Source organism: Stutzerimonas stutzeri (assembly GCF_002909485.1).
GTDB lineage: Bacteria > Pseudomonadota > Gammaproteobacteria > Pseudomonadales > Pseudomonadaceae > Stutzerimonas > Stutzerimonas stutzeri_AH.
Window position 1 is genome coordinate 90,839 of record NZ_PPXG01000009.1, and the last position, 26,449, is coordinate 117,287.

Consider the following 26,449-nt stretch of genomic DNA (forward strand, 5'->3'; position numbering starts at 1 on the left):
GGCACCTCTATCGCTGTCCGTCGAAAGCTGTTCGATCGGTCAGGACGCCTGGACTATAACAACCTGTAGACAGGCTGATAAACAATAAATCAGAAAATTGTGCACAATTGGATCGGCGGCAGTTGGCCAAGATCGCGCGAACGCGTCTGGACCAGGCCTCAGCGCGGTGCCTGCAATTCCCGCGAGACATTCTCCGCAAGGCCCGCACCGGCCTCGCTCATGGTCAGGTAGGTGCGGTCGGCGCCGGCTTCCTGGATGCGCTGGGCGATATCCTCGTACATCGCGTGGGACACGATGAGCCCGCCGAAACCGCTTTCACGCAGCTTGCGGGTGGAGATGATCTTGGCCTCGGGATCGTTCATCGCTAGGATCACCGCCTCGACCTCGTTCATCTCCAGGCTCTGCCAGAACATCTGGTCCTCGGCATCGGCGAAGAGGATGTGCCGGCCCTCGGCGGTGTTCTTTTCCACCATGACCGGGTCGGAATCGAGGCTGACCAGGGCGAAACCCTTCTCCGCCAGGTAGTCGTAGGCGGCGCGCCCGGTACGGCCCATGCCCATGATCAGAATGCGCGCATCGCCCAGGGACACCGGTTGTTCGTCGGGGTGGCGAATGTTGCGCTCGTAGCGGAGCAGACGCGGCGCCAGGCGTTCGTACAGCGGGTGGGCGAAACGGTTGATCTGCGCCGAAACGATGAACGAAAACGCGACGGTGATCGCCAGCGGCATCAGCCACTGCGGCAGCACCACGCTGACGACGATCAGGCCGAACTCGCTGTAGTTGGTCAGGCTGGCAGCGCTGAGAAAGGCGCTGCGGGCGCGCAGACGGAAGGCGACGAACAGGCCGAAGAACAGCACCGCCTTGAGCGGCAGCAGCAGCGACATGGCGAAGGCGAACCAGAGGGCGTCGGCGTCTGGCAGCCCACCGATGCCGATCTTCAGGAAGAAGCCAACCAGAAACACTTCCTTGATCGCCCACAGCGAATTCGACAGCTCGCTGGCACGCTTGTGTTTGGCGAGCATGGCGCCGAAGGCCAGCGCCCCCAGTTCGGAACTCAGGCCGACGTATTCGAAGCCGAGACCGCCGGCCACCAGCGCCAGCATCAGGCCCAACAGCACCATCAGCTCTTCGTGGCCGCTGTGGTCGAGCAGGCGGAACAGCACGGGGCGCAGCAGCGGCAGCAGGAACACCAGCAATGCCCAGGCGGAGGGGACCTTGCCCGCGGCGAGGCTCATGACCACCAGAGCGATGAGGTCCTGGATGATCAGCACGCCGATGGCGACGCGGCCGTGAAAGGCGCGCAGCTCGCGCTTGCTTTCCAGCACCTTGGCCGCCAGCACGGTGCTGGAGAACGACAGCGCGATGGCCAGCAGCATGGCCTCGCGCCAGCTGTTATCGAGGATCAGCATGATCGCCGGCATCACCAGCACGCTGGAGATGAAGAAGTGCAGCAGGCTGCCGCCGATGACTTCGCGGCGAACCAGATTGCCGAGCTTGAGCTTGAGCCCCACGGTGAACAGCAGCAGGAGCACGCCCAGATGCGACAGGTGATCGAGAATGATGCTGTCGTCACGGGTCACGCCCACGTAGTCGCCCGCCGCGGCCAGCGCGAAGCCGGCACCGAGGTAACCGATCAGCGGCGGCAGGCCGATGAAGCGGGCAAGCAGCCCGAGGGCGAAAGCGAAGGCAATCCAGCTGGCTTCAATCACGGGGCGGCGTCCGGCGTCGAGGGAGGGCGCGGCATTTTAACGGGGCGTCGGCGATTGGGTAGCGTTGGCAGCGATATTCCTTGCGGGAATCTGCTCGTTCGTCGTCGTGGAAGGGGAGTTGCCGTACCGCAGCGCTAGCTGGCCAATGCCGCCTGGGGCGCGGAGGAGGGGATGGCGGTCAGTGCGCCAATGGGCACGGTGCGGAAGGGGAAACGCCGCGCGGATGGCGCGCGGCGTCTTTGCTCAGTCGATGGACGCGCCCTTGGCGATCCAGTCACCCAGCAGGTCACGCTCGTCCTGGGTCATCTGGGTAATGTTGCCCAGCGGCATGATCTGGCTAGCCACGGTCTGCGCATGGATCTTCGCCGCCTGCTCGCGTATCTGCTCGGCGGTATCGAACATCACGCCCGCAGGGGCCGCGCTGAACAGCGGGCTGCTCGGCTGCGCTGAGTGGCAGACGGTGCAACGCTCGTGAATCACCTCGCTGACCTGGTCGAACTGGCTGGCACTGGCGCCGCTCTGCTGTGCACTCGTGCTGGCCTGCTCCGGCGAGGTCGCCGCCAGGTTTGGTGCTGTCGGCTGACGATTCGGCGCGGTGACGTAGGCCAGGCAGATCATGCCCAGTGCCGCGGCCGGTAGCGCCCAGGCAAAGCGATTACTGTTGTGGCGGGTGTTGAAGTAGTGGCGCGCCAGCACCGAAAGCGCGCCGAGCGCGGCGAGGATCAGCCAGTTGTATTCGCTGCCGTAGGTGCTCGGGAAGTGGTTGCTGATCATGATGAACAGCACCGGCAGGGTGAAATAGTTGTTGTGCCGCGAACGCAGCAGGCCCTTGGCCGGCAGCACCGGATCGGGCGTGCGGTTCTGTTCGATGGCGGCGACCAGCGCACGCTGGGCCGGCATGATGATGCGGAACACGTTGCCGACCATGATGGTGCCGATCAGCGCGCCGGTATGAATGTAGGCTGCGCGGCCGCTGAATATCTGCGAATAGCCCCAGCACGCGGCGATCACCAGCACGAACAGCACCAGGCCGAGCAGGGTGGGGGTCTTGCCCAGCGGCGAATCGCAGAGCAGGTCGTAGACGAACCAGCCGACGATCAGCGAGCCGAAGCCGATGGCGATGGCCGCCGCAGGGGACAGTTCGCTGCCCGGTGCGATCAGGTACAGGCTGGGGTTGAGGTAGTACACCACCATCAGCAGCGCCACGCCCGATAGCCAGGTGGTGTAGGCCTCCCACTTGAACCAGTGCAGGTTTTCCGGCATCTGCGGCGGCGCCAGCTTGTATTTCTCCAGGTGGTAGATACCGCCACCGTGGATGGCCCAGAGATCGCCCGACAGGCCCTCACGCGGGTTGGCGCGGTTGAGGTTGTTCTCCAGCCAGACGAAATAGAAGGAAGCACCGATCCAGGCGACGCCAACGATCATGTGAATCCAGCGGATACTCAGGTTCAACCATTCGGTCAGATGGGCGTCCATTTGTCATGCACCTCTTGCGGCCTGCAGGCGGCCGTATTTCTTCTTATTGGAATCGGCTTGAGCGCGGCGCGAACGCAGGCAAGGCAACGCCGAATGAGCCAGCGCAGTAGCGGTCATGTCGATTCCGGTTGGGGGTCGAGGAGGAGTTGCTGATCCTCCGTGAAGAAGTACTCGTCGCAGTTGTTGCCAGAACCGCTGCGATCGACCACCAGGAATTCATCCCGCTTTTCGATCGTCAGCACCGGGTGGTGCCAGACGCCGCGGTGGTAATTGACGCCCTGCCTGCCGTTGCTGCGGAAGGCGCGGGCGTGGCCCGGTACAGGTGCATCGCCAAGTGGCGCGACCACGACCAGAAAAGGGTTGCCGAGCAGCGGGATGAAGGCCTGGCTGCCCAGCGGATGACGTTCGAGCATGCGGATGACCAGCGGCATCTCCAGCGCCTCGGCGGCGAAGATGCTGATGATCGCCTGGTCCTCGGGCGCGGCGGTCTCGACCGTGGCCAGCTTGTGATAGCGACGGGTCGAGCCGTTGTTGATCATGAAGTAGTCGCTGCCTTCGGTCTCGATGACGTCGCCGAAGGGGGCGAAGGCTTTCTTGGTCAATGGCTCGATGGTCAGGGTGCGCATGGTGTGCTCGTTCTTTGTTGAAGGATCGTTATTCGCGTGGGGCTGCTCCCCCTCACCCTAACCCTCTCCCCGGAGGGGAGAGGGAACTGGCGCGGAGAAACGGCTGACCTCGTTCCTCCCTCTCCTCTCGGGGAGAGGGGAAACCGCTTCCTACTTCGCCACCTTGCCAAACAACCGCAGCCGGCTCACACCGCCGTCTGGGAAGATGTTCAGGCGCACGTGGGTGATCGGGCCGAGCTTGGCGATCTGCTCGCTGAACTCGTGTTCGGCGTGCATCGACAGCTTCTGGCTCGGCAGCAGTTCGCGCCAGAACAGGCTCTGGGTCTCGATCTGGCTGTCGGTGCCGCCTTTGACGTAAGCCGCCTGGATCGAGCAGCTGTCCGGGTAGTTGCCCTTGAAGTGCAGGGTATCGACGACGATGCGCTCGATCTCGCCCGAATGGCCGAGGGCGACGATGACCCAGTCATTGCCGGGCGTGCGACGGCGGGCGGTTTCCCAGCCGTCGCCCATGTTCTCGCCACGGTTCGGGTTGAGGATGTTGCTCATGCGGCCGAAATGCTCGTCCGAGCAGGCCAGCGCACGACCGCCATTCAGTGCGGCAGCCAGGTCGATCTGCTCGTTATCGCCGACGCTGCTCCAGTCGCGGAACGGGATGCCGTGCACGCGCAGACGCGCCACGCCGCCGTCCGGGTAGATGTTGAAGCGCAGGTGGCTGACCGGCTTGTCGAAGGCGATCTCGTGGTAGTGGTGGCTGTTGCCCTGGAGCTCGACCGCCGGGAGGATTTCCGTCCAGACGGTGTCGTCGCTCGGATCGCCGTCGGCGACGAAGCAGGCTTCCAGCGAGGCGGACGGCGGGTAGTTGCCGGTGAAGTGGCTGGTGTCGATATCCACGCCCTTGATCTGACCCGGCACGCCCAGGCGGATCACCGCATGGTCGTAACCTTCGAAACGCTTGCGGCGCGACTCCCAGCCGTCCATCCACTTGCCGTTGTCATCGAAAACGCCCTCCTTCCATACGGCCGGTGTTGGCTGGAACAACCGGTTGACGTCGGCGAACCAATCGTCGGTGACGGAGATGGCGCGGGTGCCCAGGCGGGCATCGGCCAGGTTGACGTATTTTTCGAAGGGTACGGCGTAAGCTTTCATGGACTCGTCTGCCTTGGATGAGAAGCGGTTTCTGTCATTACTGCCTTTGTTGCGGTTGGTGCTCGTTACATCGCCTGCAGGCGGAACAGGGCGATCTTGTTGATTTCCGCCAGCGCCCGGGCGAATTCCTGTTCGGGATCGTTGTGGATGCGTTCTTCGAATGCGGCGAGGATCTGGTGCCGGTTGCTGCCCTTGACCGCCATGATGAAGGGGAAGCCGAACTTGGCCTTGTAGGCCTCGTTGAGTTCGGTGAAGCGGGCGAACTCCTCCGGCGTGCATTCGTGGATGCCGGCGCCGGCCTGCTCCGAGGTGCTGGAGGCGGTCAGCTCGCCACGCACGGCGGCCTTGCCGGCCAGGTCGGGGTGAGCATTGACCAGTGCCAGCTGAGTGTCATGGTCGGCGGCGAGCATCGCCTGGGACAGGCGGGTATGCAGCACCTCGATGTCGTCCAGCGTCTCGTCGACGCCCGCCTGGTAGACGGTTTCGGCAACCCAAGGCGAGTGCTCGTAGACGTCGGCAAAGGCGGCGACGAAGGCGTCGCGATCCAGCGTCGAGGGTTTGATCGTCTTGAACGGGGTCATCAATTGCGCTCCGCGGTAAAAGGGTGGGTGGCGTGCCAGTGGCGGGCGATGTCGACACGACGGGTGCACCAGACCTTCTCATGACCCTTCACGTACTCGATGAAGCGGGCCAGCGATGCCAGGCGCGCCGGGCGCCCGAGCAGCCGGCAGTGCATGCCGATGGACAACATTTTCGGCGCGCCTTCGCAGCCTTCGGCGTAGAGCACGTCGAAGGCATCCTTCAGGTAGGTGAAGAAGTCATCGCCGCTGTTGAAGCCCTGCACCTGGGTGAAGCGCATGTCGTTGGTGTCCAGCGTGTAGGGGATCACCAGATGCGGCTTTTCCGGCGTCGACTCGGGGTCCCAGTAGGGCAGGTCGTCGTCGTAGGTGTCGGAGTCGTAGAGAAAGCCGCCTTCCTCGCGTACCAGGCGCCGGGTGTTCGGGCCGGTGCGGCCGGTGTACCAGCCCAGCGGGCGCTCGCCGGTGATCTCGCCGAGGATGCGGATGGCTTCCTGCATATGCTCGCGCTCCTGCGCCTCATCCATGTACTGGTAGTCGATCCAGCGGTAACCGTGGCTGCAGATTTCGTGTCCGGCGCCGGCCATCGCCTTGATCAGTTCGGGGTGACGCTGGGCGGCCATGGCGACGGCGAAGATGGTCAGCGGGATGTCGTGCTTGTCGAACAGCTTGAGCAGGCGCCATACGCCAGCACGGCTGCCGTATTCGTAGAGCGACTCCATGCTCATGTGGCGCACGCCTTGCAACGGTTGCGCGGCGACCATCTCGGAGAGAAAGGCCTCGGATTCCTTGTCGCCGTGCAGCACGCAGCGTTCGCCACCTTCCTCGTAATTCAGCACGAAGGACAACGCGATACGCGCATCGCCCGGCCAGTGCGGGTGCGGTGGGTTGCTGGCGTAACCGATCAGGTCGCGTGGGTAGTCGGCGCTCACTGGGGTGCTTCCTGTATGGCAGGTCGTCATGGCACGACCGGATGGCTGGATTGTATACAAATTGAATGAGGCTTTGTAAATAGCAATTTTCATCCTTTCGCTATAGCTGGTATCTGCCGTGTCGCGATCAACCATGCTCAGAGGCATCTGCAGCTTGCAGGTAACGGGCCAACCGATGCTTGAAAAACTGTATACAAAAATATCTGCAGATTGTCTTGAGCGATGTGGGGAGGATGGTTATGCTCGGGGCAGTTTCCATTCAACAGAGCGGAGGTGCCCGTGGGCCGATTGACCACACACGTACTCGACGCCGCCCACGGTTGCCCGGGCAGCGGAATCAAGGTGGAGCTGTATCGCGTCGAGGATCAGGCGCTGACCCTGGTCGCAACCCGTGAGACCAATGCCGACGGGCGCTGCGACAGTCCGTTACTGGAAGGTGCGGATTACCTCTCCGGTGTCTATCAGCTGCAGTTCAGTGCCGGCGACTATTACCGCCGTCGCGGCGTGGTCCTGGCGGATCCTGCGTTTCTCGATGTGGTGGTGCTGCGCTTTGGAATCGATTCGGCGCAGGAGCATTACCACGTGCCGTTGTTGGTATCGCCGTATAGCTATTCGACGTATCGGGGTAGCTAGTCGCTTTTCCCTTCAGTGCTGACTCTTGTGGAGTCCCTTTGCCCGCCGTAATGGCGGGTTAATGAGATGGTCACCCCCACACCCTGTCAGGGCTAGGCTTTGACAGGGTGTTTTATTTTCGGAGGCCATCATCATGAGCACTGCAACGCTGGTCGGCATCGACCTCGGCAAGCACAGTTTCCACCTGCATGGGCAGGACAAGGCCGGACGAGAAGTCTTTCGCAAGAAGACGACACGCCAGCAGATGATGCGATTGCTAGGCAACCTGCCGAGTTGCACGGTAGTGATGGAGGCTTGTGCGGGATCGCACTTCCTGGCCCGGCAACTGATGGCGTTCGGGCATGAGGTGAAGCTGATCTCGCCTCAGTTCGTGCGGCCCTTCGTCAAGGGCAACAAGAACGACTTCATCGATGCCGAGGCGATCTGTGAAGCCGCTTCCCGGCCCACCATGCGCTTCGTGACACCGAAGACCGAAGCCCAGCAGACGTTGTCGGTATTGCACCGGATGCGCGAGTCCCTGGTGCGTGACCGGACGAAGACGGCCAATCAGGCCCATGGTTTCCTGCTGGAGTTTGGCATCAGCTTTCCCAAGGGGCTGTCGCTGGTCAGGCGGCTGCCATGCACGCTGGGCGAGCACGAGCTGCCACCTCGCCTGGCCACACTGCTGAAGCGCTTGCACGAGCACTTCTGCTATCTGGACGAGCAGATCAGGGCCCTGGACAAGGAAATGGACAACCAGCTTGCCGCTGACGATCTGGGTAGCCGCCTGCTGAGCATCCCCTGCGTGGGGCCGATCACGGCCAGCCTGCTGTGTGCCGAGATGGGCGATGGCAAACAATATGGCGGAAGTCGTGATTTCGCGGCATCGGTGGGGCTGGTGCCACGCCAGTACAGCACGGGCGGCCGGGCCAATCTGCTGGGGATCAGCAAACGCGGCGACAAGAACCTGCGCCGGTTGCTGGTGCAGTGCGCCAGGGTTTACCTGCAGCGCCTGGCGTTCCAGCAAGGGGCTCTGGCCGACTGGGTTCGCTCGCTGCGTGAGCGGCGCCACTCGAATGTAGTCGTGTGCGCCTTGGCCAACAAGTTCGCCCGGATCGCCTGGGCCATCGCGGCTAATCACTCAGAATTTGAAGCAGGGCCAAGCGCGCTCGCCGCCTGACCCCGCGTCTACCGCTGTACCACGAAACACCCTTTCAGGTTTTGCGATGCTGAACATCCGATGACGTGAACGGCCCACCGGCCTGGCGAAGAACCTGTCCATAAAATCGGCTTCAGAAGCCGCCGGGTTTTTCAGGATCGCCAGGCGCGACTCTCATCGTGGCGCGGGGCATGCCCCATATGGACGCCGGATAGATTTAGGCAAGCCAACCACTCATCGCTGATCGGTGTTGCAGAAACGGGGGTGACCATAGATTTTTATGGGTTGAATTTGGTTAGCGTGAGGCGCTCGGCGCTGGTTTTTAGCCTGAGTGACCTAGGCACCTGTGGCGTGAGGTTCGTGCAATGGCGCGGCGCTTTTCTCGGCCCGACCGGTAGGTTGCGCCTCTCACGGCGCGTCACTTTTTCTTGCTTGGCCAAGAAAAAGTAACCAAAAAGAAGGCCACCCCGGCATCCGGCCATTCGCTGCGCGAAGGGTTCCCTCACTCCATCGCCATTGCAGGGACACGCTGCGAAGGGCCATCCATGGCCCATCACAGCTCTCGTGGCATCCATGCCGCTCAACCCCTGCCATGACGATTACGCTCGGCCTACTGACGGGGCCCAGTGTCCGAGTCGCCTATGACTTCTAAGCGACGAAGGAAAACGCGCATTGCTTGCTCCTACTTGCACGGCCTAGCAGGCAACGTTCATCTTCCGCGACTGGAAAAAGTGAATTGCCCAGCAGCGCGGAACCAATGCCTCAGCCAGGAGCCTGGCTAAGGGGCGAGCTGCAGAGCGCTACCGACTCATCAAGGACGCTGCCCCCGCGCCCCCAAACAGCGCTGCACTTGTCCGGTTGAACCACACATGCCCCTTCCCGGTGCGCAGGTAACGTGCCGCCCCCTGCGCGCCCAACCCGTAGGCCAGCTTGCAGAGCAGATCGAGCACGGCCCAGGTAAGGATCATCACCAACAGCTGCGACAGCAACGGCTGCCCGGCGCTGAGAAACTGTGGCAGAAAGGCGGCGAAGAAGAGGATGTCCTTCGGATTGCTGCCGCCCAGCAGAAATGCCCGGCCGAACAGCCGGCTGAAGCGCGGGGCGAGGGTAGGGCTTTCGATCTCGCGCGCGGCGGGGGTGCGACGTGCCTCCTGCCAGCTCTGCCATGCCAGGTAGAACAGATACAGCGCGCCGACGAGCTTGAGCGCGCTGAACAGCCGCTCAGATGCCATCAGTAGCGCACCGAGCCCCAGCGCCGAGGCGCTAAGCAGCGCCAGCGAAGCCAGTACGCCACCGAGAAACGCCGGCCAGGAGCGGCGAACTCCATAGTTCAGGCTGTTGCTGATCATCAGCAATGACAGCGGCCCGGGGATCAGGATTACCACCAGCGCCGCACCGGCGAACAACGACCATATCTCCAGAGTCATGACGGCCTCCTACAGCCAATGCAAAAGCCCCACTGCGAAGCAGGCTATCAGTGAGCCGGACGCTGCCGGCCCGGTTTAGAGAAACGCGAACTTGGCGATGAAGATCACGCACAGCACATACAGGCTGATCGAGACCTTGTCACGCTGACCGGTCAGCAGCTTGAGCGTGGCGTAGGTCAGGAAGCCCAGCGCGATGCCGTTGGCGATGGAAAAGGTCAGCGGCATCATCACTACCGTAACGATCGCGGGAATGGTGTCGGTATGGTCCTTCCAGTCGATGTTGGCCAGCCCGCTCATCATCAGCATCGCCACGTAGATCAGTGCGCCGGCAGTGGCATAGGCTGGGATCATGCCAGCCAGCGGGGCAAAGAACATGGCGATCAAAAACAGCACGCCGACGGTGACTGCGGTCAGCCCCGTGCGCCCGCCAGCGGCTACACCCGCAGCGCTTTCCACGTAGCTGGTAACCGGTGGGCAACCGACGAAGGCGCCGACCACGCTGGAGCTGCTGTCGGCCTTCAATGCGCGGGAGAGGTTTTCGATCTTGCCTTCGTCGTTCACCAGGTTGGCGCGGTGGGCGACGCCCATCAGGGTGCCGGCGGTGTCGAACATGTTCACGAAGAGAAAGGCTAGGATCACGCTGATCATCGCCACGTTTAGTGCGCCGGCGATGTCCATGGCCAGCCAGGTCGGCGCCAGGCTAGGCGGCATCGAAACCAGGCCGTTGTACTCGACCAGACCGAAGGCCCAGCCGATAGCGGTCACCGCTAGCATGCTGACGAGAATGGCGCCGAATACGTTGCGGTGGCTGAGCACGGCGATCATCAGGAAGCAGACAGCTGCCAGCAGCGCCGGTGGTTCGGCGAATGAGCCCATCGTCAGCAGTGTGGCGGGGCTCGCAACGACGATCCCGGCCGTCTTCAGGCCGATCAAACCGAGGAACAGGCCGACGCCCGCGCCCATGGCGAAGCGCAGGCTCATGGGGATGCTGTTGAGCAGCCATTCGCGAATGCGCGACAGACTCATGATCATGAACAGTACGCCGGAGATGAACACCGCGCCGAGGGCGATCTCCCAGCTGTAGCCCATCTCGCCGACCACCGTGTAGGTGAAGAAGGCGTTGAGGCCCATGCCCGGTGCCAGGCCTACCGGCCAGTTGGCGTACAGGCCCATCAGCAGGCAGCCGAGCGCCGCCCCGATGCAGGTGGCGACGAAAGCCGCGCCGTGGTCGATGCCGGCGTCGGCCATTATGTTTGGATTGACGAAGATGATGTAAGCCATGGTGACGAAGGTCGTCAGGCCGGCGAGTAGTTCGGTACGGATACTGGTGCGGTGTTCTGTGAGTTTGAACAGGCGGTCCAGCCATACGGGGGCGGTGCGCTGCAAGGGTGCTGCCTGGGGCTTGCGCTTGATACTTTCCACTGGGCGTTCCTCATCGTTCTTGTTGTCGATCACCCGGAGCGTGAGTACTCCCGAGGGGCGGGTGATGGTGGGCCTTCTGTATCGGTAGTTGACTGAAAGGTCAGAAAGGCTTTCCGGATTATGATTTTGTATACAAGAATTGCAAGCGGTAAATGGATGATGCGGCCTGAATCGCGTGGGCTTATGCGTTAATCAAGGCTCGTTAGGTGGAGTGGAGCACGCACAAAATTGTGCACAAGGTAAATGACGTGTCGGCGTATTTATTTGTCCACCGAACTGCCTGTAGCGGCGTGAACCCAGTAAAGTTCGGCCTTGCCGACACCTAATTTGCGAGCCATCGATGAACGAACAGTTGCAGCCCCTGAAGAAGCCTACGAAGTCCGGCAAGCCTCGTACCGGGACACAGGACGATATTGTTTATGCGCATATCTTCGATGCCATCCTTGAGCAGCGCCTTGCTCCGGGGACCAAGCTCAGCGAAGAGGCGCTAGGCGAGATATTTGGCGTCAGCCGCACCATCATCCGCCGCGCGCTGTCACGCCTGGCGCATGAAGGGGTCGTGCTGCTGCGACCTAATCGGGGGGCGGTGGTAGCTAGTCCGAGCGTCGAGGAGGCGCGGCAGATCTTCTTCGCCCGCCGCTTGGTGGAGCGCGCCATTATCGAATTGGCCGTACAGCATGCCAGCGAGGCGCAGCTCGCCGAATTGCGGCAGATGGTGACCGATGAACGTGATTGCTTCGACCGTGGTGATCGCGGAGCGGGCATCCGCCTCTCCGGTGAGTTCCACCTCAAGCTCGCCGAGGCGGCGAAGAACGCTCCGCTGGTGAGCTTCCAGCGCAGCCTGGTTTCGCAGACGTCACTGATCATCGCCCAGTATGAAAGCGGCAATCGCTCGCACTGTTCCTATGACGAACACAACGAACTGATCGACGCCATCGCTGCCCGCGATAGCGACAAGGCGGTGCGCCTGATGATGCACCACATGGACCATATCGACAGCAAGCTCAATCTCGAGGAAGACAGTGCCTCGGGCGACCTGCACGCGGTGTTCTCGCATCTGGCCCTAGCGAAGAAAAAGCCTCGCACCGCTCGCTAGACTCCCGTCGGTTCGCGCTGACGCGCATTGCGTCAGCGCCGGGCAGTGGCCCGCCGCCGACCGTGGCGCAGTCTGGCTGCCGGCGTTCAGCATCACTCTGCGGAAGCCCTCTGTCTCGATACTGCTGAAGTGCGGACGCTGCTCGATCCTGCGCTTTGGCGCGTTCTGCTTTTCACCCCCCAACATCTCACACGCGTTTCTACCCCGTTTGGGTCAACGCAACTCGGTTGCGGCACTCCGAGCTGATGCGCATAATGTTATGTTATAACTAATACATATGTATATTAGTGGCGCTCTCGTACGCTTTTCTGGACAAGCTTTTTGCGGTGCCGAGGGCGAATAACGGGTGGCCGAAGCTACTCAATTACCGAGGTAACAATGATCGAATGCCATGGCTTGCAATGGGGCGCCGGTGGCCGCGCCCTCACGCCCCCGCTGGATTTGCAGCTCACCGCAGGCAGCCTGACCGCAGTCATCGGCAGCAATGGATCGGGGAAAAGCAGCCTGCTCAAGGTGATCGCGGGATTGGACCGGCCCCTGGCAGGGCGAGTCGACGTCAACGTATCGCTCTTGGGTGGGGTGTCCTATCTGCCGCAACAACAGCATGTAGATCGGCAGTTCCCCATCCGCCTTGCCGAACTGGTCAGTGCCGGTTTCTGGCGCAGCCGATTGGGGCGTAGCGAGCGTCAGGCGCGGCTGCGTCAGACGCTAATGGATTGGGGATTGCTCGACCTTCAAACCCAGGGCTTGCATGCGCTGTCCGGCGGCGAATTGCAGCGTGCCCTGCTGGCGCGTCTGAGCTTGACCGATGCTCAGGTGCTGTTGCTCGACGAACCCGAGGCGGCATTGGACGACGTAGGGCTGCGTTTGCTCTGGCAGCACGTCGAGCGCTGGCAGGAGGAGGGGAGGACGCTGCTATTGGTCAGCCATAACCTTGCCGGGTTGGAGCAGAACAATTGCGAGGGATTGCTGATCGCGCGCAGCGGTTGCATCAGGGCGCCGATCCGCCAGTTCATGGCCGAGCGGCAACGGCTCGGTCAGGTCGCGTGACGCCGGATATTCTCTGGGCGCCTTTCAGCGAGTTCGCCTTCATGCGCCGAGCGCTTTTTGGCGGCGTGGCGCTGGCCTGCAGTGCCGCGCCGCTGGGCGTGTTCCTGATCCTGCGTCGAATGAGTCTGATCGGTGATGCCATCGCCCACGGCATTCTGCCCGGTGCAGCATTGGCATTCTGGCTGTTCGGCATGAGCCTGCCAGCATTGACCGCGGGTGGGCTGGTGGCAGGGCTCGGTATGGCGGGCGCAGCAGCCTGGGTCACGCGGCGTACCGGGCTGCGCGAGGATGCCAGCCTGGCTGCGCTTTATCCGATTTCGCTGGCCAGCGGCGTGCTCCTGCTTGGACTGGCCGGACGCAAGCTGGATCTGTTGCACCTTCTGTTCGGCTCGGCGCTGGCGGTCGATACGACCACGCTGTACGGCATGCTCGGCACCGCGGTGTTCAGTCTGGTGGTGCTCGCGCTGAGCTATCGCGCCCTGGCGCTGGACAGTCTCGATCCGTTGTTCCTGCGCAGCATCAGTCGCTTCGGGCCGTTGGCGCATGCCGCTTTCCTGACGCTGGTCGTGCTCAATCTGGTGATCGGCTTCCAGGCGATCGGCGCGCTGATGGTGGTGGGGCTGATGATGCTGCCCGCCGCAGCGGCGCGCTTCTGGAGCCGCCGACTGCTGGTCCTGCTGCCGCTTGCTGCGCTGATCGGTGCGGTGTGCGTGTGGCTTGGGCTACTGCTTTCCTTCTACGCCAGCCTGCCCAGCGGGCCAAGCATCGTGCTGTTGGCCGGCATTTTCTATTTGTTCTCAGTCGTAGCCGGCCCGGTTCACGGTCTGCTGCGCTCGTCTCCATTTCCCATGACTGTTTGAGGTGCTCATCATGCGTTACCTGCTTTTTGCCCTGGCCTTGTGGCTGCCTATGTCGTTGCAAGCGGCGGAAAAACTGAATGTGGTGACGAGCTTCAGCATCCTGGCTGATCTGACCCGCGAAGTCGGCGGCGACCAGATTGATCTGATCAATCTCGTGGATGCCGATGCCGACGCGCATCTTTACGAGCCCAGCCCGGATGATGCCAAGGCTTTGCTGCGTGCAGACCTGATCATCGCCAACGGCCTCGGCTTCGAACCATGGCTGGAGCGCGTGCTTGCCAGCAGCGAGCCCACCGGCAAACGCATCAATGCCAGTGCGGGTGTCGTTCCGTTGATGCTGGATGAGGACGGTGAGCGAGTGCCGGATCCGCATGCCTGGCAGAGCCTCACCAATGCCGAGATCTACGTGCGCAACATCGCCAAGGCGCTTGGCGAGCTGGACCCAGCCCACCGCGATGCTTACGCCGAGCGGCGCGATGCCTACCTGACCCGCCTGCATGCGTTGCTGAAGAAAGCCGATGCCCAGATTGCGAGCTTGCCGCCCAGTCAGCGCAAAGTGGTGACGAGCCACGACGCATTTGGCTACCTGGGGCAGGCCTGGCAGCTGGAATTCATCGCGCCGCAGGGACTATCCACCCATGACGAGCCCTCGGCGGCTGACGTTGCCGCGCTGATCCGGCAGATACGCAGCGAAGGTGTGCGGGCCGTGTTCGTCGAGAATATCCGTGATCCGCGGCTGATAGAGCAGATCGCTGACGAGGCCGGAGCCACCGTCGGCGGCACCCTGTATTCGGATGCACTGGCCAGCGAGGGGCCAGCCAGCACGTACCTTGGCATGTTCGAGCACAACCTCGATACGTTGATGGCCGCGCTGAAGCCGTAGGGTGGTTCCCGCTTCACGGATCCACGCGTTTATTGAGCTCCGTGCGAACCGGTGGTGGATGTGAAAAGCGACATCCACCCTACGGGCCGCGGTTTTGGCTCCGATCCGTAGGATGGATCCCGCTTTACCGATCGACGTGTTCAATGGGTTCGGTGCGATCTGGTGGTGCATGTAACGACGACATACGACCTACGAGCGGCGGTTGTGCCTCCGAGCCGTAGGGATCACGCTTCACCGATCCACGCGTCCAACAAAACACGCATCAACGGCTGTTGATGATTAAGTCCGCGACCTGCTGCTCACGAATCCTTTCGGTGCACCGAAACCCCTGCGGCGTAGGTTTCTTTCACCGCGCGGTCGTCACCCAGAATCATCAGGGCGAAGAGTTTTTCCTGCAGCGTCGTGGCCTGGCTCAGGCGGTAGTCGATCAGCGGCGTCGCCTTGTAGTCGAGCACGACGAAGTCAGCGTCTTTGCCCGGCTGCAGATTGCCGATCTTGTCGTCCAGATAGAGCGCGCGTGCGCCGCCGAGTGTGGCGAGGTACAGCGCCTTGAACGCATCGAGCTTCTGGCCCTGCAGCTGCAACACCTTGTAGGCCTCGTTGAGGCTGGCGAGCTGCGAGAAGCTGGTGCCGCCGCCGACATCCGTACCCAGGCCTACCCGTACGCCGTAGCCTTCCAGCTTGGCCAGATCGAACAGGCCGCTACCGAGGAACAGGTTGGATGTGGGGCAGAAGGCGACTGCCGAACCCGTTTCGCCGAGGCGTTTGCACTCGTCATCGCACAGGTGGACCCCATGGGCGAACACCGAGCGCGCGCCGATCAGGCCGTGGTGGTCGTAGACGTCCAGATAGCCCTTACGATCCGGGAACAGCTCCTTGACCCACTCGACCTCCTGCTTGTTCTCGGAGATATGCGTGTGCATGTACAGATCCGGGAATTCGGCGAACAGTTTGCCGGCGAGGGTCAGCTGTTCTGGCGTGCTGGTCGGTGCGAAGCGCGGAGTGACGGCGTAATGCAGGCGACCCTTGCCGTGCCAGCGCTCGATCAACTCTTTGCTGTCGGCATAGCCTGATTCGGCGGTATCGGTGAGGAAATCCGGCGCATTGCGATCCATCAGCACCTTGCCGGCGATCATTCGCAGGTTGAGCTTTTCCGCCGCTTCGAAGAAGGCATCCACCGATTGCTTGTGCACCGTGCCAAACACCAGCGCCGTGGTGGTGCCGTTGCGCAGCAGCTCACCGAGGAACAGGTTGGCTTGCTCGCGGGCATGCGCCATGTCGCTGAAACGGCCTTCGTTGGGAAAGGTGTAGGTTTCCAGCCAGTCTAGTAGTTGCGTGCCGTAGGAGCCGATCACGCCAACTTGCGGGTAATGGATGTGTGTGTCGATAAAGCCGGGGGTGATCAACGCGTCTTGATACTCGACGACTTCGGTGCCCGCGGCTAGCGCCGGCAACAGGTCGGCAGCGGCGCCGATGCGCGCGATCTTGCCGTCTTCGACGACCAGCAGGCCGTCTTCGAAATATTCGTGTGATTGCTCGATGCCCACCTCGCGCGGATCGGCGATGCAGTGGAGCAGGGCGGAACGGTAGGCTTTGGCGCTGGACATGGTGAGTCTCGGAATCGTTGTAATGAGTACGTTGCTTTGCGTTGTGGGAGGCCCGCCCTCGGGGCGAAGCGCTTGGCGCGGCCGCGGTCCATTTCGCCGCGAGGGCGCGCGCCTCCCACAGGCTTTATCTGATCAGTTGGCCTGGGAGCGGCGTGAGGCGGGCACGAGCATTGGCACTGGCTTTTCGCCGCTGGCCGTTTTCTCTCCGCTCTTTTCACCGAAATGGGCGTTGTAGGTCGCGATCACTTCGCCAGCGATGGACACGGCAATCTCGATCGGCAATTTGCCCTTCACCTCGGCGATGCCCATCGGGCAGCGCATGCGCTGTACGGTTTCCGGCTGGAAGCCGCGGTCACGCAGGCGATGCTCGAACCGGGCGCGTTTGCTCTTCGAGCCGATCAGGCCGTAGTAGGTGAAGTCATTGCGCGCGAGGATTGCGGCGGTCAGTTCCAGGTCGAGTTGGTGATTGTGGGTCATGACGATGAAGTAACTGCCGGCGGGCATGTTTTCCACCTCGTCCACCACCTCGTCGTTAAGCACTTTCTCGACACCCTGAGGAATCTGCTCAGGAAATTCGCTCTCGCGGGAATCGATCCAGCGCACCTTGCACGGCAGGCTGGCAAGCAACGGAACGAGGGCGCGCCCCACGTGACCGGCGCCGAACACGGCGATATGCGCCTGGGGCTGGCCCATGGGTTCGAACAGCAGCACGGTGGCGCCGCCGCAGCATTGGCCCAAGCTCGCGCCAAGGGAGAAGCGCTCCAGGCGGGTGTCGCGGCTGCGCTTTTCCAGCATCTCGCGGGCGATCTCTTGCGCCTTGTATTCCAGATGGCCGCCGCCGATCGTGTCATACAGGCGCTCACGGCTGACCACCATCTTCGAGCCGGCATTGCGCGGCGTGGAGCCGCGCTCCTCGATGATGGTTACCAGCACGCAGGGTTCGCCTTGGTGTTGCAGGTCGGCGAGTGCTTCGATCCAGGCCGTATTGCTCATGTAAATGTCCTTCGTAGTGCGGGTGGCCGCCCCGTGGAAGACCGCGAAGCGTCTTCCACCATAACGATCAAGTTGTGTCGATGGTGGACAAGCACAGCGTTGTCCACCCTACGTCAGGCCAGCGTCGTCTCCGTTGCCGCAGACTTGCTCGCCGCCTGCTTCAACTTGCGCATCTGCTCCACGCCCCAGAGCACGCGCTCGGGCGTCGCCGGTGCATCGATCTGCGGCTGGGCCCGGTAGTCGGCCAGGCTGGCGACGGCATCCTTGATCGCGCACCAGACCGAGATGCCGAGCATGAACGGCGGCTCGCCGACGGCCTTGGAGTGGAACACGGTGTCTTCGGGATTCTTGCGGTTCTCCACCAGCTTGACCCGCAGATCCAGCGGCATGTCAGCCACCGCCGGGATCTTGTAGCTGGCTGGGCCGCTGGTCATCAGCTTGCCCTTGTCGTTCCAGACCAGCTCTTCCATGGTCAGCCAGCCCAGGCCCTGAACGAAGCCGCCCTCGACCTGGCCGATGTCGATGGCCGGGTTCAGCGAGGCGCCGACGTCATGCAGGATGTCGCTGCGTAGCATCTTGTATTCGCCGGTCAGGGTATCGACGATCACTTCCGAACAGGCCGCGCCGTAGGCGAAGTAGTAGAACGGCCGTCCGCGCGCCTGGCTGCGGTCGTAATAGATCTTCGGTGTGCGGTAAAAGCCGGTGGACGACAGCGAAACCTGGCCGAAATAGGCCTGCTGGATCAGTTCATCGAAGCTGATGTACTGGTCGCGCAGGCGCACCTGGCCGTTCTTGAACTCGATGTCTTCCTCGAAGATCTGCCACTTGCGCGCGGCAAACTCGGTCAGCCGCTGCTTGATGGTCTGCGCCGCGTTCTGCGCTGCCTTGCCGTTGAGGTCGGTGCCGCTGCTAGCTGCGGTCGGCGAGGTGTTCGGCACCTTGTCGGTGTTGGTCGCGGTGATCTGGATGCGTTCGATGTCGACCTGGAACACCTCGGCCACCACCTGGGCCACCTTGGTGTTCAGACCCTGACCCATCTCGGTGCCACCATGGTTCAGATGGATGCTGCCGTCGGTGTAGACGTGCACCAGTGCACCACCCTGGTTGAGGAAGCTTGCCGTGAAGCTGATGCCGAACTTCACTGGCGTCAGCGCCAGGCCTTTCTTCAGGATCGGGCTGTTGGCATTGAACGCGCGGATTTCCTCGCGGCGGCGTACGTATTCGCTGCTGGCCTCGAGCTCGGCGGTCATCTCCTCGAGCATGTTGTGCTCGACGGTCTGGTAGTAGTGGGTGACGTTGCGCTCGGTCTTGCCGTAGTAGTTGCGCTTGCGCACCTCGAGCGGGTCCTTGCCCAGCTCGCGTGCCACGGCATCCATGATCTCCTCGATGGCGACCATGCCTTGTGGGCCACCGAAGCCGCGGTAGGCGGTGTTCGAGGCCAGGTTGGTCTTGCAGCGATGGCCATTGATGGTGGCGTCGCCCAGGTAGTAGGCGTTGTCGGAGTGGAACATGGCGCGGTCGACGATGGAGCCGGAAAGATCCGGTGAATAGCCGCAGTTGCCGGCCAGGTCGATCTCGATACCGTGCAGCAGGCCGTCGTCATCGAAGCCGACGTCGTATTCGACATAGAACGGGTGGCGTTTGCCGGTCATGGTCATGTCTTCCATGCGTGGCAGACGCATCTTGGTCGGGCGGCCGGTGAGGTGCGCGATCACCGCGCACATGCACGCCGGGCCGGCGGCCTGGGTTTCCTTGCCGCCGAAGCCGCCGCCCATGCGACGCATGTCGATGACGATCTTGTTCATCGAGACGCCGAGCACTTCTGCAACCAGCTTCTGAACCTCGGTGGGGTTCTGCGTCGAGGTGTAGACGATCATGCCGCCGTCTTCTGTGGGCATGACCGAGGAAACCTGAGTCTCCAGATAGAAATGCTCCTGGCCACCGATGTGCAGCGAGCCCTGCAGGCGCCGCGGCGCGCTGGCCAGGGCGGTGGCCGAATCGCCGCGCTGGTGGGTATGACTGTCGAGCACGAAGTGCTTCTTGTGCAGCGCATCGACCACGTCGAGCACTGGCTCCAGATCCTCATATTCGATGACTGCGGCCATGGCCGCCTTGCGCGCGGTTTCCAGGCTGTCGGCGGCGACGGCAATCACCGGCTGGCCGATGTATTCGACCTTGCCGTCGGCGAGCAGCGGATCACCCGGCAATACAGCGCCGATATCCAGCTGCCCAGGTACATCCTGAGCGGTGATGGCAATGGCGACGCCAGGCACTTCATAGCAGGGCGCGGTGTCGATGCGGACGATGCGTGCGTGGGCCCGGTCGCTCATGCGCGCATAGATATGCAGCTGGTTGGGAAACTCCAGGCGGTCGTCGACGTACACCGCTTCTCCGGAGACGTGCTTGGGCGCGCTGTCGTGCTTGACGCTCTTGCCGACGCCGGTGACCAGATCCTCGGTAAACAGCGCCGCGATTTCTTCCTGAGTGCGGGTGGTTACGTGGTTAGACATAAGCGATCACCCTCGTTTCGGTTTTCGGTGCGTGTTGTTCGAGGAAGCATTTGCGCAGCAGGTTCTGTGCGACCAGCAGGCGATATTCGCGGCTGGCGCGGAAATCGGTCAGCGGCGTGAAATCCTCAGCCAGTGCATCGCAGGCCGCCTCCACGGTTTGCTGGTTCCACGGCGCGCCGTTCAGCGTCGCCTCGCAGGCCGCGGCACGCTTGGGGATTGCCGCCATGCCGCCGAAGGCGACGCGGGCATCGGCGATCATGCCATCAGTGATTTTGAGATCGAACGCGCCGCAGACCGCCGAGATGTCGTCGTCCAGTCGTTTGGAAACCTTGTAGGCACGGAACAGGCGATCCGGCGAGGCGTGCGGCACGCTGATCTTCTCGATGAACTCGCCGGGTTGTCGTACGGTGACCTTGTAGTCAAGGAAGTAATCTTCCAGCGGCAGGGTACGGCTGGCGTCGCCCTTGCGCAGCATGACCTCGGCGCCCAGGGCGATCAGCAGTGGCGGCGCATCGCCGATGGGTGAGGCATTGCCGATGTTGCCGCCCAGCGTGCCCTGGTTGCGGATCTGCAGCGAGGCGAAGCGCTGCAGCAGCTCGCCGAAGTCCGGGTAGTCGGCGGCCAGCGAGGCGTAGCAGTCGGTCAACGGTGTGGCGGCGCCGATCTCGATGTGCGTGTCAGTGACTACGACCTGCTTCAGTTCGGCAATCTGCCCGACATGGATCATTACCGGCAGTTCGCGATGGAACTGGGTGACCTCCAGCGCCAGGTCGGTGCCACCGGCGAGCAGCCGGGCTTCCGGGTTGGCGGCATACAGCTCGGCCAACTCAGCGACGGTCAGCGGTGACAGGCTGCGCTTGCTGCCGTCGTTCAGTTCGGCCGTTTCACGCGGCGCGATGCGTTGCAGCTGGGCAATGGTCTCCGCCTCACGGGCGTCGAACTGGTCCGGTGCGGTCTTCCCGCAAGCCTGTTCGGCAGCGGCGAGGATCGGCCGGTAGCCGGTGCAGCGGCAGAGGTTGCCGGCCAGGGCTTCGTGGGTCTGGTGTGGATCGTAGGTCTGCACGCCGTCGCCGCAATTCTTCTGCAAGGCGAACAGGCTCATGACGAAGCCGGGGGTGCAGAAGCCGCACTGCGAGCCGTGGCAATCGACCATCGCCTGCTGGACGCTGTGCAGCTGGCCTTGGTGCTTGAGGTCTTCGACGGTGATCAGCTGCTTGCCGTGCAGGGCACAGACGAAGGTCAGGCAGGAGTTGAGGGTACGATAGCGCAGGCGCTCGCCCACCAACTCGCCGACCACCACGGTACAGGCGCCACAGTCGCCGGAGGCACAGCCTTCCTTGGTGCCCGTCTTGCCGCGGTGTTCGCGCAGGTACTGCAGCACCGTGGTGTTGGGGTCGAGAGTCTGCTCGCTGCGCAGCTCACGATTGAGGAGAAACTGGATCAAGGCGGTGCCTCCGACTGTTGTTGTTCTGTCGCGCAAATTATCGCTATCTGACTTCTCGGTCAACTTATTCTTGACCCAAAAGTCAATGCGGCATGCGCGCGCAGGTCGGGCGAGGGCTCGGTGGCCATCGCCCGGTTTTTCCTACTGCAAGTAAAGCCCGCTCAGGCCGATTCGGCCGCGCCCTGCCGTCGGTAGGCGTAGGTATCGGCAAAGCGCGAGAGCATGTACCGGCTGCAGGTGGTGCTGGGATATTTCGGCGGATTGTCGTCGCTGTAGCAGCCGGCCAGGCAGCTGATTTCGGTGTCCGGATGCGGCTCGGCGAAGAACGGCATCGAATAACGATCCACCCCCAGCGGGCTGACCACGCGATGCGGCGTCGACTTGTAACGATCATTGCTCCAGCGCGCCATCATGTCGCCGATGTTGACCACGTAGGTGCCTTCGATCGGCGGTGCATCGATCCATTCGCCCTTGACGTTCTGCACCTGCAGACCACCGGCCTGATCCTGATAGAGCAGGGTGACGCAGCCGTAGTCGGTGTGGGCGCCGGCACCCTTTTGCTCGGCGCTGGTGGCCGTCTGCCGGGGCGGGTAGTGGATCATGCGGAACACGCTGATGGGCTCGACAAAGCGCTTGTCGAAGAAATCCCGGCCGATGCCCAGCGCCAGGGCGATGGCGCGTAGCAGGGTGCAGGCGAGATCCTGCATGTCGCGGTAATGGCCCTCCATCAGCTCGGTCCAGCCTTCGATCTGGAGCGGATGACGGTTGGGCCCGCGCAGCGGCTTTTCGGCCAGCACTTCCGGGTGATCTGCAGGCATATGGAAACCCATGTCGAAGGTTTCCTTCAGGTCGCACGGCTGGCTCGGGTCGAGCTGCTCGGTGGCGACAGCGCCGTAGCCGCGGTGGTGGCCGCTCTTGGTGATGTCGATCTTCAGCTTTTCTTCGGCGGGTAGCGCAAAGAACCGCTGGGCATGGTCGGTGAGGGTGGCGATGCGCTCGGCGCTGATCGGATGACCCTTGATATAGAAGAAACCCCACTCGCGGCAGGCGCGATCAATCGCCTCGGCTACCGCCAGATGGCCGGCTTCGTCGGCGCGGTAGAGTGGGGAAATGTCGATGATCGGCAGTGCATTCATGGCTGACTCCGGTACGGCGCCGCCGGTCTTCTCGTACCGGCGGCTTTCGAGGGCAAAGCCCCCTGCGTGCGGTTCGCCTATGGGCGGGACGGCACGCAGATTCCGCAGTACGCCGGCACACAGCCGGCGCGGGTGATGCTTACTTCGGTATTTCAGCCTTGAGGCCTTCGACGTAGTAATTCATCGAGGCGAGGTCCTTGATGCTGGCGGTCTCGCCCTCGGCGATGCGCACTTCCCCTGCCTGATCCTTGATCGGGCCGGTGAACGGATGGAATTCACCGCTCTTGATGCTGGCGATGATTGCCTCGGCTTCTGCTTTCACGTCGGCCGGTACCAGGTCGCTGATCGGCAGGCTGATGCTTTCTTCTGCCAGGCCACCCCAGAAATCCTCGGATTTCCAGTTGCCGGCCATCACCGCTTCGGCGGACTTGGCGTAATGCGGGCCCCAGTCGTTGACGATGGAGGTCAGTACGGCCTTGGGCCCGAAGTGTTGCATGTCCGAGGCGTAGCCTACGGAGTAGGCGCCACGGCGCTCGGCGGCCTGGATCGGTGCTGGGCTATCGGTGTGCTGGAAGACCACGTCAACGCCCTGATCGATCAGTGCATTGGCTGCGTCAGCTTCCTTGCCCGGATCGAACCAGGTGTTGACCCACACCACCTTGATTTCGGTGCCCGGGTTGTATTTGTCCAGCGCCAGTTGGATGGCGTTGATGTCGCGGATCACTTCCGGAATAGGGAAGGAGGCGATGTAGCCGACCTTTTTGGTCTTGGTCATCTTGGCAGCGAGGAAGCCGCCAACGTAGCGGCCCTCATAAGAGCGGGTCAGATAGGTGCCGACATTATTTGCCTGCTTGTAGCCGGTGGCGTGCTCGAAGGTGACCTTGGGGAACTGCTTGGCGACTTTCAGCGTGGGGTTCATGTAACCGAAGGAGGTGGTGAAGATCAGGTCGTAGTCGCTCTTGGCCATATTGCGGATCACCCGCTCGGCATCGGCGCCTTCCGGAACGTTCTCGACGAAGCTGGTTTTCACCTTGTCGCCCAGCTTTTCTTCCATGTACTTGCGGCCCTGCTCGTGCTGGTAGGTCCAGCCGTGGTCGCCGATCGGGCCAATGTAGACGAAGCCGACCTTCAACGGGTCAGCGGCCGAAGCGGCGGCGGTGGTGAGGGCGGCGCTGAAGCCGATCGCTGCGGCGAGGGCGCGCAGCAGGGTTTTCCGTGAGTTGTTCTGCATGGCGGGTGACGCTCCTGTTTGTCTAGCTACAGAGCCTTGTTGGCTGATAGCTGGTTAGCAAAAAGCTGACCAACTGGACAGATACCTTGATCGAGCCGGAATGCGGCGCCTTTGAATCGTTGGGCACAGCTGGCCGAGGCTTGCACTGGTGCGTCGGTAATTCGTGCTGCCCAGCTTTGGTGCAAGCCTGGCGCGTAGTCGATCAGCCGTTTACCAGCTGCCGGGCCGCTTGCTGGTGATCGGCGATCAGCTTCTGCACGTCGAGGCCATCGATCTGGCCATCGACGACTCGCCATCTGCCGCTGATCATCACTCGGTCGGCACGGTCGGCGGCGCAAAGCAGCAGCGCGGCGATGGGATCGTGGCTACCTGAGAAGCGCAGTTCGTCCAGCTTGAAAAGGGCAAGATCAGCCTGCTTGCCGACTGCCAGCTCACCAATGTCGCTACGCCCAAGCAAACGTGCCGAGCCGCGGGTCGCCCAACCCAGTACCTTCTCCGGCGTGACTTTCTCGGCGCCGTAGCGCAGGCGCTGGATGAACAGCGCCTGGCGCGCTTCGAGCATCATGTTGGAAGCATCATTTGACGCCGAGCCGTCGACGCCCAGGCCGATGGTGGCGCCCTTTTCCTCAAGTTCCAGCGTGTGACAGATGCCGGACGCCAGACGCATGTTGGAGCTCGGGCAGTGGCAGATGCCGACTCCGGCCGCGCCCAGGCGATGAATCTCTGCCTGATTGAAGTGGATGCCGTGGGCCAGCCACGTACGCGGGCCCAGCCAGCCGACACTCTGCAGGTAGTCCACGGTGCGCATACCGAAGCGTTTCGCGCAGAACTCCTGCTCGTCGAGCGTCTCGGCCAGGTGCGTGTGCAGCCGCACGTCGCGTGCTTCGGCTATCTCGGCACAGGCGCGCATGATGTCGGAGGTGACCGAGAAGGGCGAGCATGGCGCCAGGGCGATCTGAATCTGCGCACCGTTGCCGCGCTCATGGTAGCGATCGATCAGCCGCTCGCTGTCGGCAAGGATGGTCTCGGCGTCCTGCACCACGCTCTTGCAGGGAAGGCCGCCGTCGGCCTTGGACAGATTCATCGAGCCGCGGGTGAGCATGGCGCGCATGCCCAGCTCACGTACGGCCTCGGCTTGAATGTCGATGGCGTCTTCGAGCCCGCCGGGAAACAGGTAGTGATGATCCGCCGCGGTGGTGCAGCCGGACAGCAACAGCTCGGCCAGCGCCACCTTGCTTGCCAGCTCCAGCGCCTGCGGCGTCAGTCGAGCCCAGACCGGATAGAGGGTCAGCAGCCAGTTGAACAGCGGCTCGTTGACCACCGGGCCCCAGGCGCGCGTAAGGGTCTGATAGAAGTGGTGATGGGTATTGACCAGCCCCGGCAGCACGACGTGTTCGCGGGCGTCGAATGTCTCGTCCACAGGCTGCCCTGGCGAGGCACCGGCGGCGAGCATTTCGGTGATGACGCCGTCTTCGATCACCAGTCCGCCAGGGGCCTTGTTGTCATTGGCGGAGAAGAGGGCGAGGGGATTCTTGATCCAGATACGATGAGCAGCCATGGCTGGCTTTCTCCTGAATGGTTGAGTTCAGAGTAGCCAGCTCAGTTATGCCCTGTCTGCTGATCCAGGGGGGGGCGCCCGCCGGAAGCGGTGCGCCGCTGCAGAAAGATAAGGGTTTGGCGTGGGTTTGTCACAGGGGCCTTGCCAAAGGCTTATCGGTGGAGCGGTCTTGGCCGCGGATGGATCTGCACCGAGTGCGTCCTTTCACCGCCAGCCGACTCCCAAGATAAACCTGGGCGCCTATCACCAGGGCAGCGCCTCCCCTTGGTAATCGACATACCGATGTCCACCCTGCCCAATGGCCCGGGTAACCTGTTCGACCATGCCACGTGTGCTGGTCTCCACATCCAGCGGCGCCTGGTCGCCGCCCATGTCGGTCTTGACCCAGCCGGGATGCATCGACAGCACGGTCAGCCTGTTCTCGCCCAGACTGGCGACGAAGGTACGGGTCATGTGATTCAACGCAGCTTTGCTTGCGCCATACAAATCCATACCCATGCCAGGACCGATCTCGACGCTGCCGAGGATGGAGCTCATGAACACGACAACGCCCTGTTCGGAATCAACCATTGGTAGCAGACGCTCGGCCAGGCGCACCGGAGCAACCGCATTTGTGAAAAACAGGTGACCGACTTCGGCTTCGTTTGCCTGCGTGGCGGGTATGTCCTGCGGGCCAGCGACACCGGCGTTGATGAACAGAACGTCCAGCCTGGTTCCAGCCAGGCGCTTGACCAGCTCTTCGACGCTGGTCGCATCGGCCATGTCGAGCGTTTCGAGACGCAGCTGGGGAATCTGATTGAGCGCTTCCGCCTGATGTGGGTTGCGTACAGTGGCGATCACCTGCCAGCCTTCGCTGGAGAACTGTTTGGCCAGGCCGAGGCCCAGGCCACGGGAAGCACCGATGATGAGAACGGTCTTTTGCATGGGAAATCCTCGAGTTCAAGACTGGCAAATAAGGATAGCGTGCCTGGCGTGCTCACGGACGTCGGGCGCA

General features: G+C 62.6%; 22 protein-coding genes. 6 read left to right on the top strand and 16 right to left on the bottom strand.

Features of this window, described 5'->3' with window-relative positions:
- Positions 1–158: 158 nt before the first annotated feature.
- From CXK91_RS19720 to puuE, 6 genes are all read right to left on the bottom strand, one after another.
- On the bottom strand, positions 159–1,709 hold the full coding sequence (locus CXK91_RS19720) for a cation:proton antiporter family protein (RefSeq protein WP_103457727.1): 1,551 nt from the start codon (positions 1,707–1,709) through the stop codon (positions 159–161).
- Positions 1,710–1,952: 243 nt separating this feature from the next.
- Entirely contained in the window at positions 1,953–3,185 is a 1,233-nt protein-coding gene (locus tag CXK91_RS19725) for a urate hydroxylase PuuD (RefSeq protein WP_103457728.1), read from the bottom strand.
- 113 nt (positions 3,186–3,298) lie between these two features.
- Positions 3,299–3,811: an ureidoglycolate lyase gene (locus CXK91_RS19730; protein WP_103457729.1), complete on the bottom strand. Its 513-nt coding sequence runs from the start codon at positions 3,809–3,811 to the stop codon at positions 3,299–3,301.
- 150 nt (positions 3,812–3,961) lie between these two features.
- A complete protein-coding gene (gene alc, locus CXK91_RS19735) occupies positions 3,962–4,957 on the bottom strand; it encodes an allantoicase (protein WP_014819416.1) in 996 nt (331 codons plus the stop codon).
- 65 nt (positions 4,958–5,022) lie between these two features.
- Entirely contained in the window at positions 5,023–5,538 is a 516-nt protein-coding gene (gene uraD / locus CXK91_RS19740) for a 2-oxo-4-hydroxy-4-carboxy-5-ureidoimidazoline decarboxylase (protein WP_014819417.1), read from the bottom strand.
- The gene (gene puuE, locus CXK91_RS19745) at positions 5,538–6,467 is read right to left on the bottom strand and encodes an allantoinase PuuE (protein WP_014819418.1); all 930 of its coding nucleotides are present in this window, start codon (positions 6,465–6,467) and stop codon (positions 5,538–5,540) included. Before puuE ends, uraD begins: the two co-directional genes overlap by 1 nt.
- Positions 6,468–6,746: 279 nt before the next feature.
- Here puuE and uraH point away from each other — a divergent pair, with 279 nt between their 5' ends.
- Positions 6,747–7,100, top strand: a complete 354-nt coding sequence (gene uraH / locus CXK91_RS19750; RefSeq protein WP_003284729.1) for a hydroxyisourate hydrolase — start codon at positions 6,747–6,749, stop codon at positions 7,098–7,100.
- Between the two features lie 133 nt (positions 7,101–7,233).
- Positions 7,234–8,259 carry an IS110 family transposase gene (locus CXK91_RS19755; protein WP_103457730.1) on the top strand — a complete coding sequence of 342 codons (1,026 nt, stop codon included), beginning with the start codon at positions 7,234–7,236 and terminating at the stop codon, positions 8,257–8,259.
- Positions 8,260–9,038: 779 nt separating this feature from the next.
- On the opposite strand, the gene CXK91_RS19765 is transcribed toward CXK91_RS19755, so the two are convergent.
- Both CXK91_RS19765 and CXK91_RS19770 read right to left on the bottom strand, forming a co-directional pair.
- The gene (locus tag CXK91_RS19765) at positions 9,039–9,665 is read right to left on the bottom strand and encodes a LysE family translocator (RefSeq protein ID WP_103457731.1); all 627 of its coding nucleotides are present in this window, start codon (positions 9,663–9,665) and stop codon (positions 9,039–9,041) included.
- 75 nt (positions 9,666–9,740) lie between these two features.
- Positions 9,741–11,087 (bottom strand): NCS2 family permease, encoded by a 1,347-nt coding sequence (locus CXK91_RS19770; protein WP_103457819.1) that lies wholly within the window; start codon positions 11,085–11,087, stop codon positions 9,741–9,743.
- A gap of 340 nt (positions 11,088–11,427) precedes the next feature.
- On the opposite strand from CXK91_RS19770, the gene CXK91_RS19775 reads away from it, so the two are divergent.
- The 4 genes from CXK91_RS19775 to CXK91_RS19790 all read left to right on the top strand — a co-directional run bounded on the left by CXK91_RS19775 (position 11,428) and on the right by CXK91_RS19790 (position 14,976).
- Positions 11,428–12,183 (top strand): GntR family transcriptional regulator, encoded by a 756-nt coding sequence (locus CXK91_RS19775; protein ID WP_103457732.1) that lies wholly within the window; start codon positions 11,428–11,430, stop codon positions 12,181–12,183.
- Between the two features lie 378 nt (positions 12,184–12,561).
- A complete protein-coding gene (locus tag CXK91_RS19780; protein ID WP_103457733.1) occupies positions 12,562–13,233 on the top strand; it encodes a metal ABC transporter ATP-binding protein in 672 nt (223 codons plus the stop codon).
- A gap of 41 nt (positions 13,234–13,274) precedes the next feature.
- A complete protein-coding gene (locus tag CXK91_RS19785) occupies positions 13,275–14,093 on the top strand; it encodes a metal ABC transporter permease (protein WP_181003987.1) in 819 nt (272 codons plus the stop codon).
- A 10-nt stretch (positions 14,094–14,103) separates the two neighbouring features.
- Positions 14,104–14,976: a metal ABC transporter substrate-binding protein gene (locus tag CXK91_RS19790; RefSeq protein WP_103457820.1), complete on the top strand. Its 873-nt coding sequence runs from the start codon at positions 14,104–14,106 to the stop codon at positions 14,974–14,976.
- A gap of 299 nt (positions 14,977–15,275) precedes the next feature.
- On the opposite strand, the gene guaD is transcribed toward CXK91_RS19790, so the two are convergent.
- From guaD to CXK91_RS19830, 8 genes are all read right to left on the bottom strand, one after another.
- A complete protein-coding gene (guaD, locus tag CXK91_RS19795) occupies positions 15,276–16,583 on the bottom strand; it encodes a guanine deaminase (protein ID WP_103457735.1) in 1,308 nt (435 codons plus the stop codon).
- Between the two features lie 132 nt (positions 16,584–16,715).
- The gene (gene xdhC, locus CXK91_RS19800) at positions 16,716–17,576 is read right to left on the bottom strand and encodes a xanthine dehydrogenase accessory protein XdhC (RefSeq protein ID WP_103457736.1); all 861 of its coding nucleotides are present in this window, start codon (positions 17,574–17,576) and stop codon (positions 16,716–16,718) included.
- Positions 17,577–17,689: 113 nt separating this feature from the next.
- The gene (gene xdhB / locus CXK91_RS19805) at positions 17,690–20,086 is read right to left on the bottom strand and encodes a xanthine dehydrogenase molybdopterin binding subunit (protein ID WP_103457737.1); all 2,397 of its coding nucleotides are present in this window, start codon (positions 20,084–20,086) and stop codon (positions 17,690–17,692) included.
- Positions 20,079–21,530, bottom strand: coding sequence for a xanthine dehydrogenase small subunit (xdhA, locus tag CXK91_RS19810; protein WP_103457738.1), 1,452 nt, complete (start codon positions 21,528–21,530; stop codon positions 20,079–20,081). The genes xdhB and xdhA overlap by 8 nt, the downstream gene beginning before the upstream one ends.
- A gap of 161 nt (positions 21,531–21,691) precedes the next feature.
- A complete protein-coding gene (locus CXK91_RS19815) occupies positions 21,692–22,666 on the bottom strand; it encodes a 2-oxoglutarate and iron-dependent oxygenase domain-containing protein (protein WP_103457739.1) in 975 nt (324 codons plus the stop codon).
- Positions 22,667–22,805: 139 nt separating this feature from the next.
- Complete coding sequence (locus tag CXK91_RS19820) at positions 22,806–23,897, bottom strand: BMP family ABC transporter substrate-binding protein (RefSeq protein WP_103457740.1); 1,092 nt, start codon at positions 23,895–23,897, stop codon at positions 22,806–22,808.
- Between the two features lie 202 nt (positions 23,898–24,099).
- Positions 24,100–25,455: an 8-oxoguanine deaminase gene (locus CXK91_RS19825; RefSeq protein ID WP_103457741.1), complete on the bottom strand. Its 1,356-nt coding sequence runs from the start codon at positions 25,453–25,455 to the stop codon at positions 24,100–24,102.
- A gap of 243 nt (positions 25,456–25,698) precedes the next feature.
- Positions 25,699–26,379 carry an SDR family oxidoreductase gene (locus CXK91_RS19830; RefSeq protein ID WP_103457742.1) on the bottom strand — a complete coding sequence of 227 codons (681 nt, stop codon included), beginning with the start codon at positions 26,377–26,379 and terminating at the stop codon, positions 25,699–25,701.
- Positions 26,380–26,449: the final 70 nt, after the last annotated feature.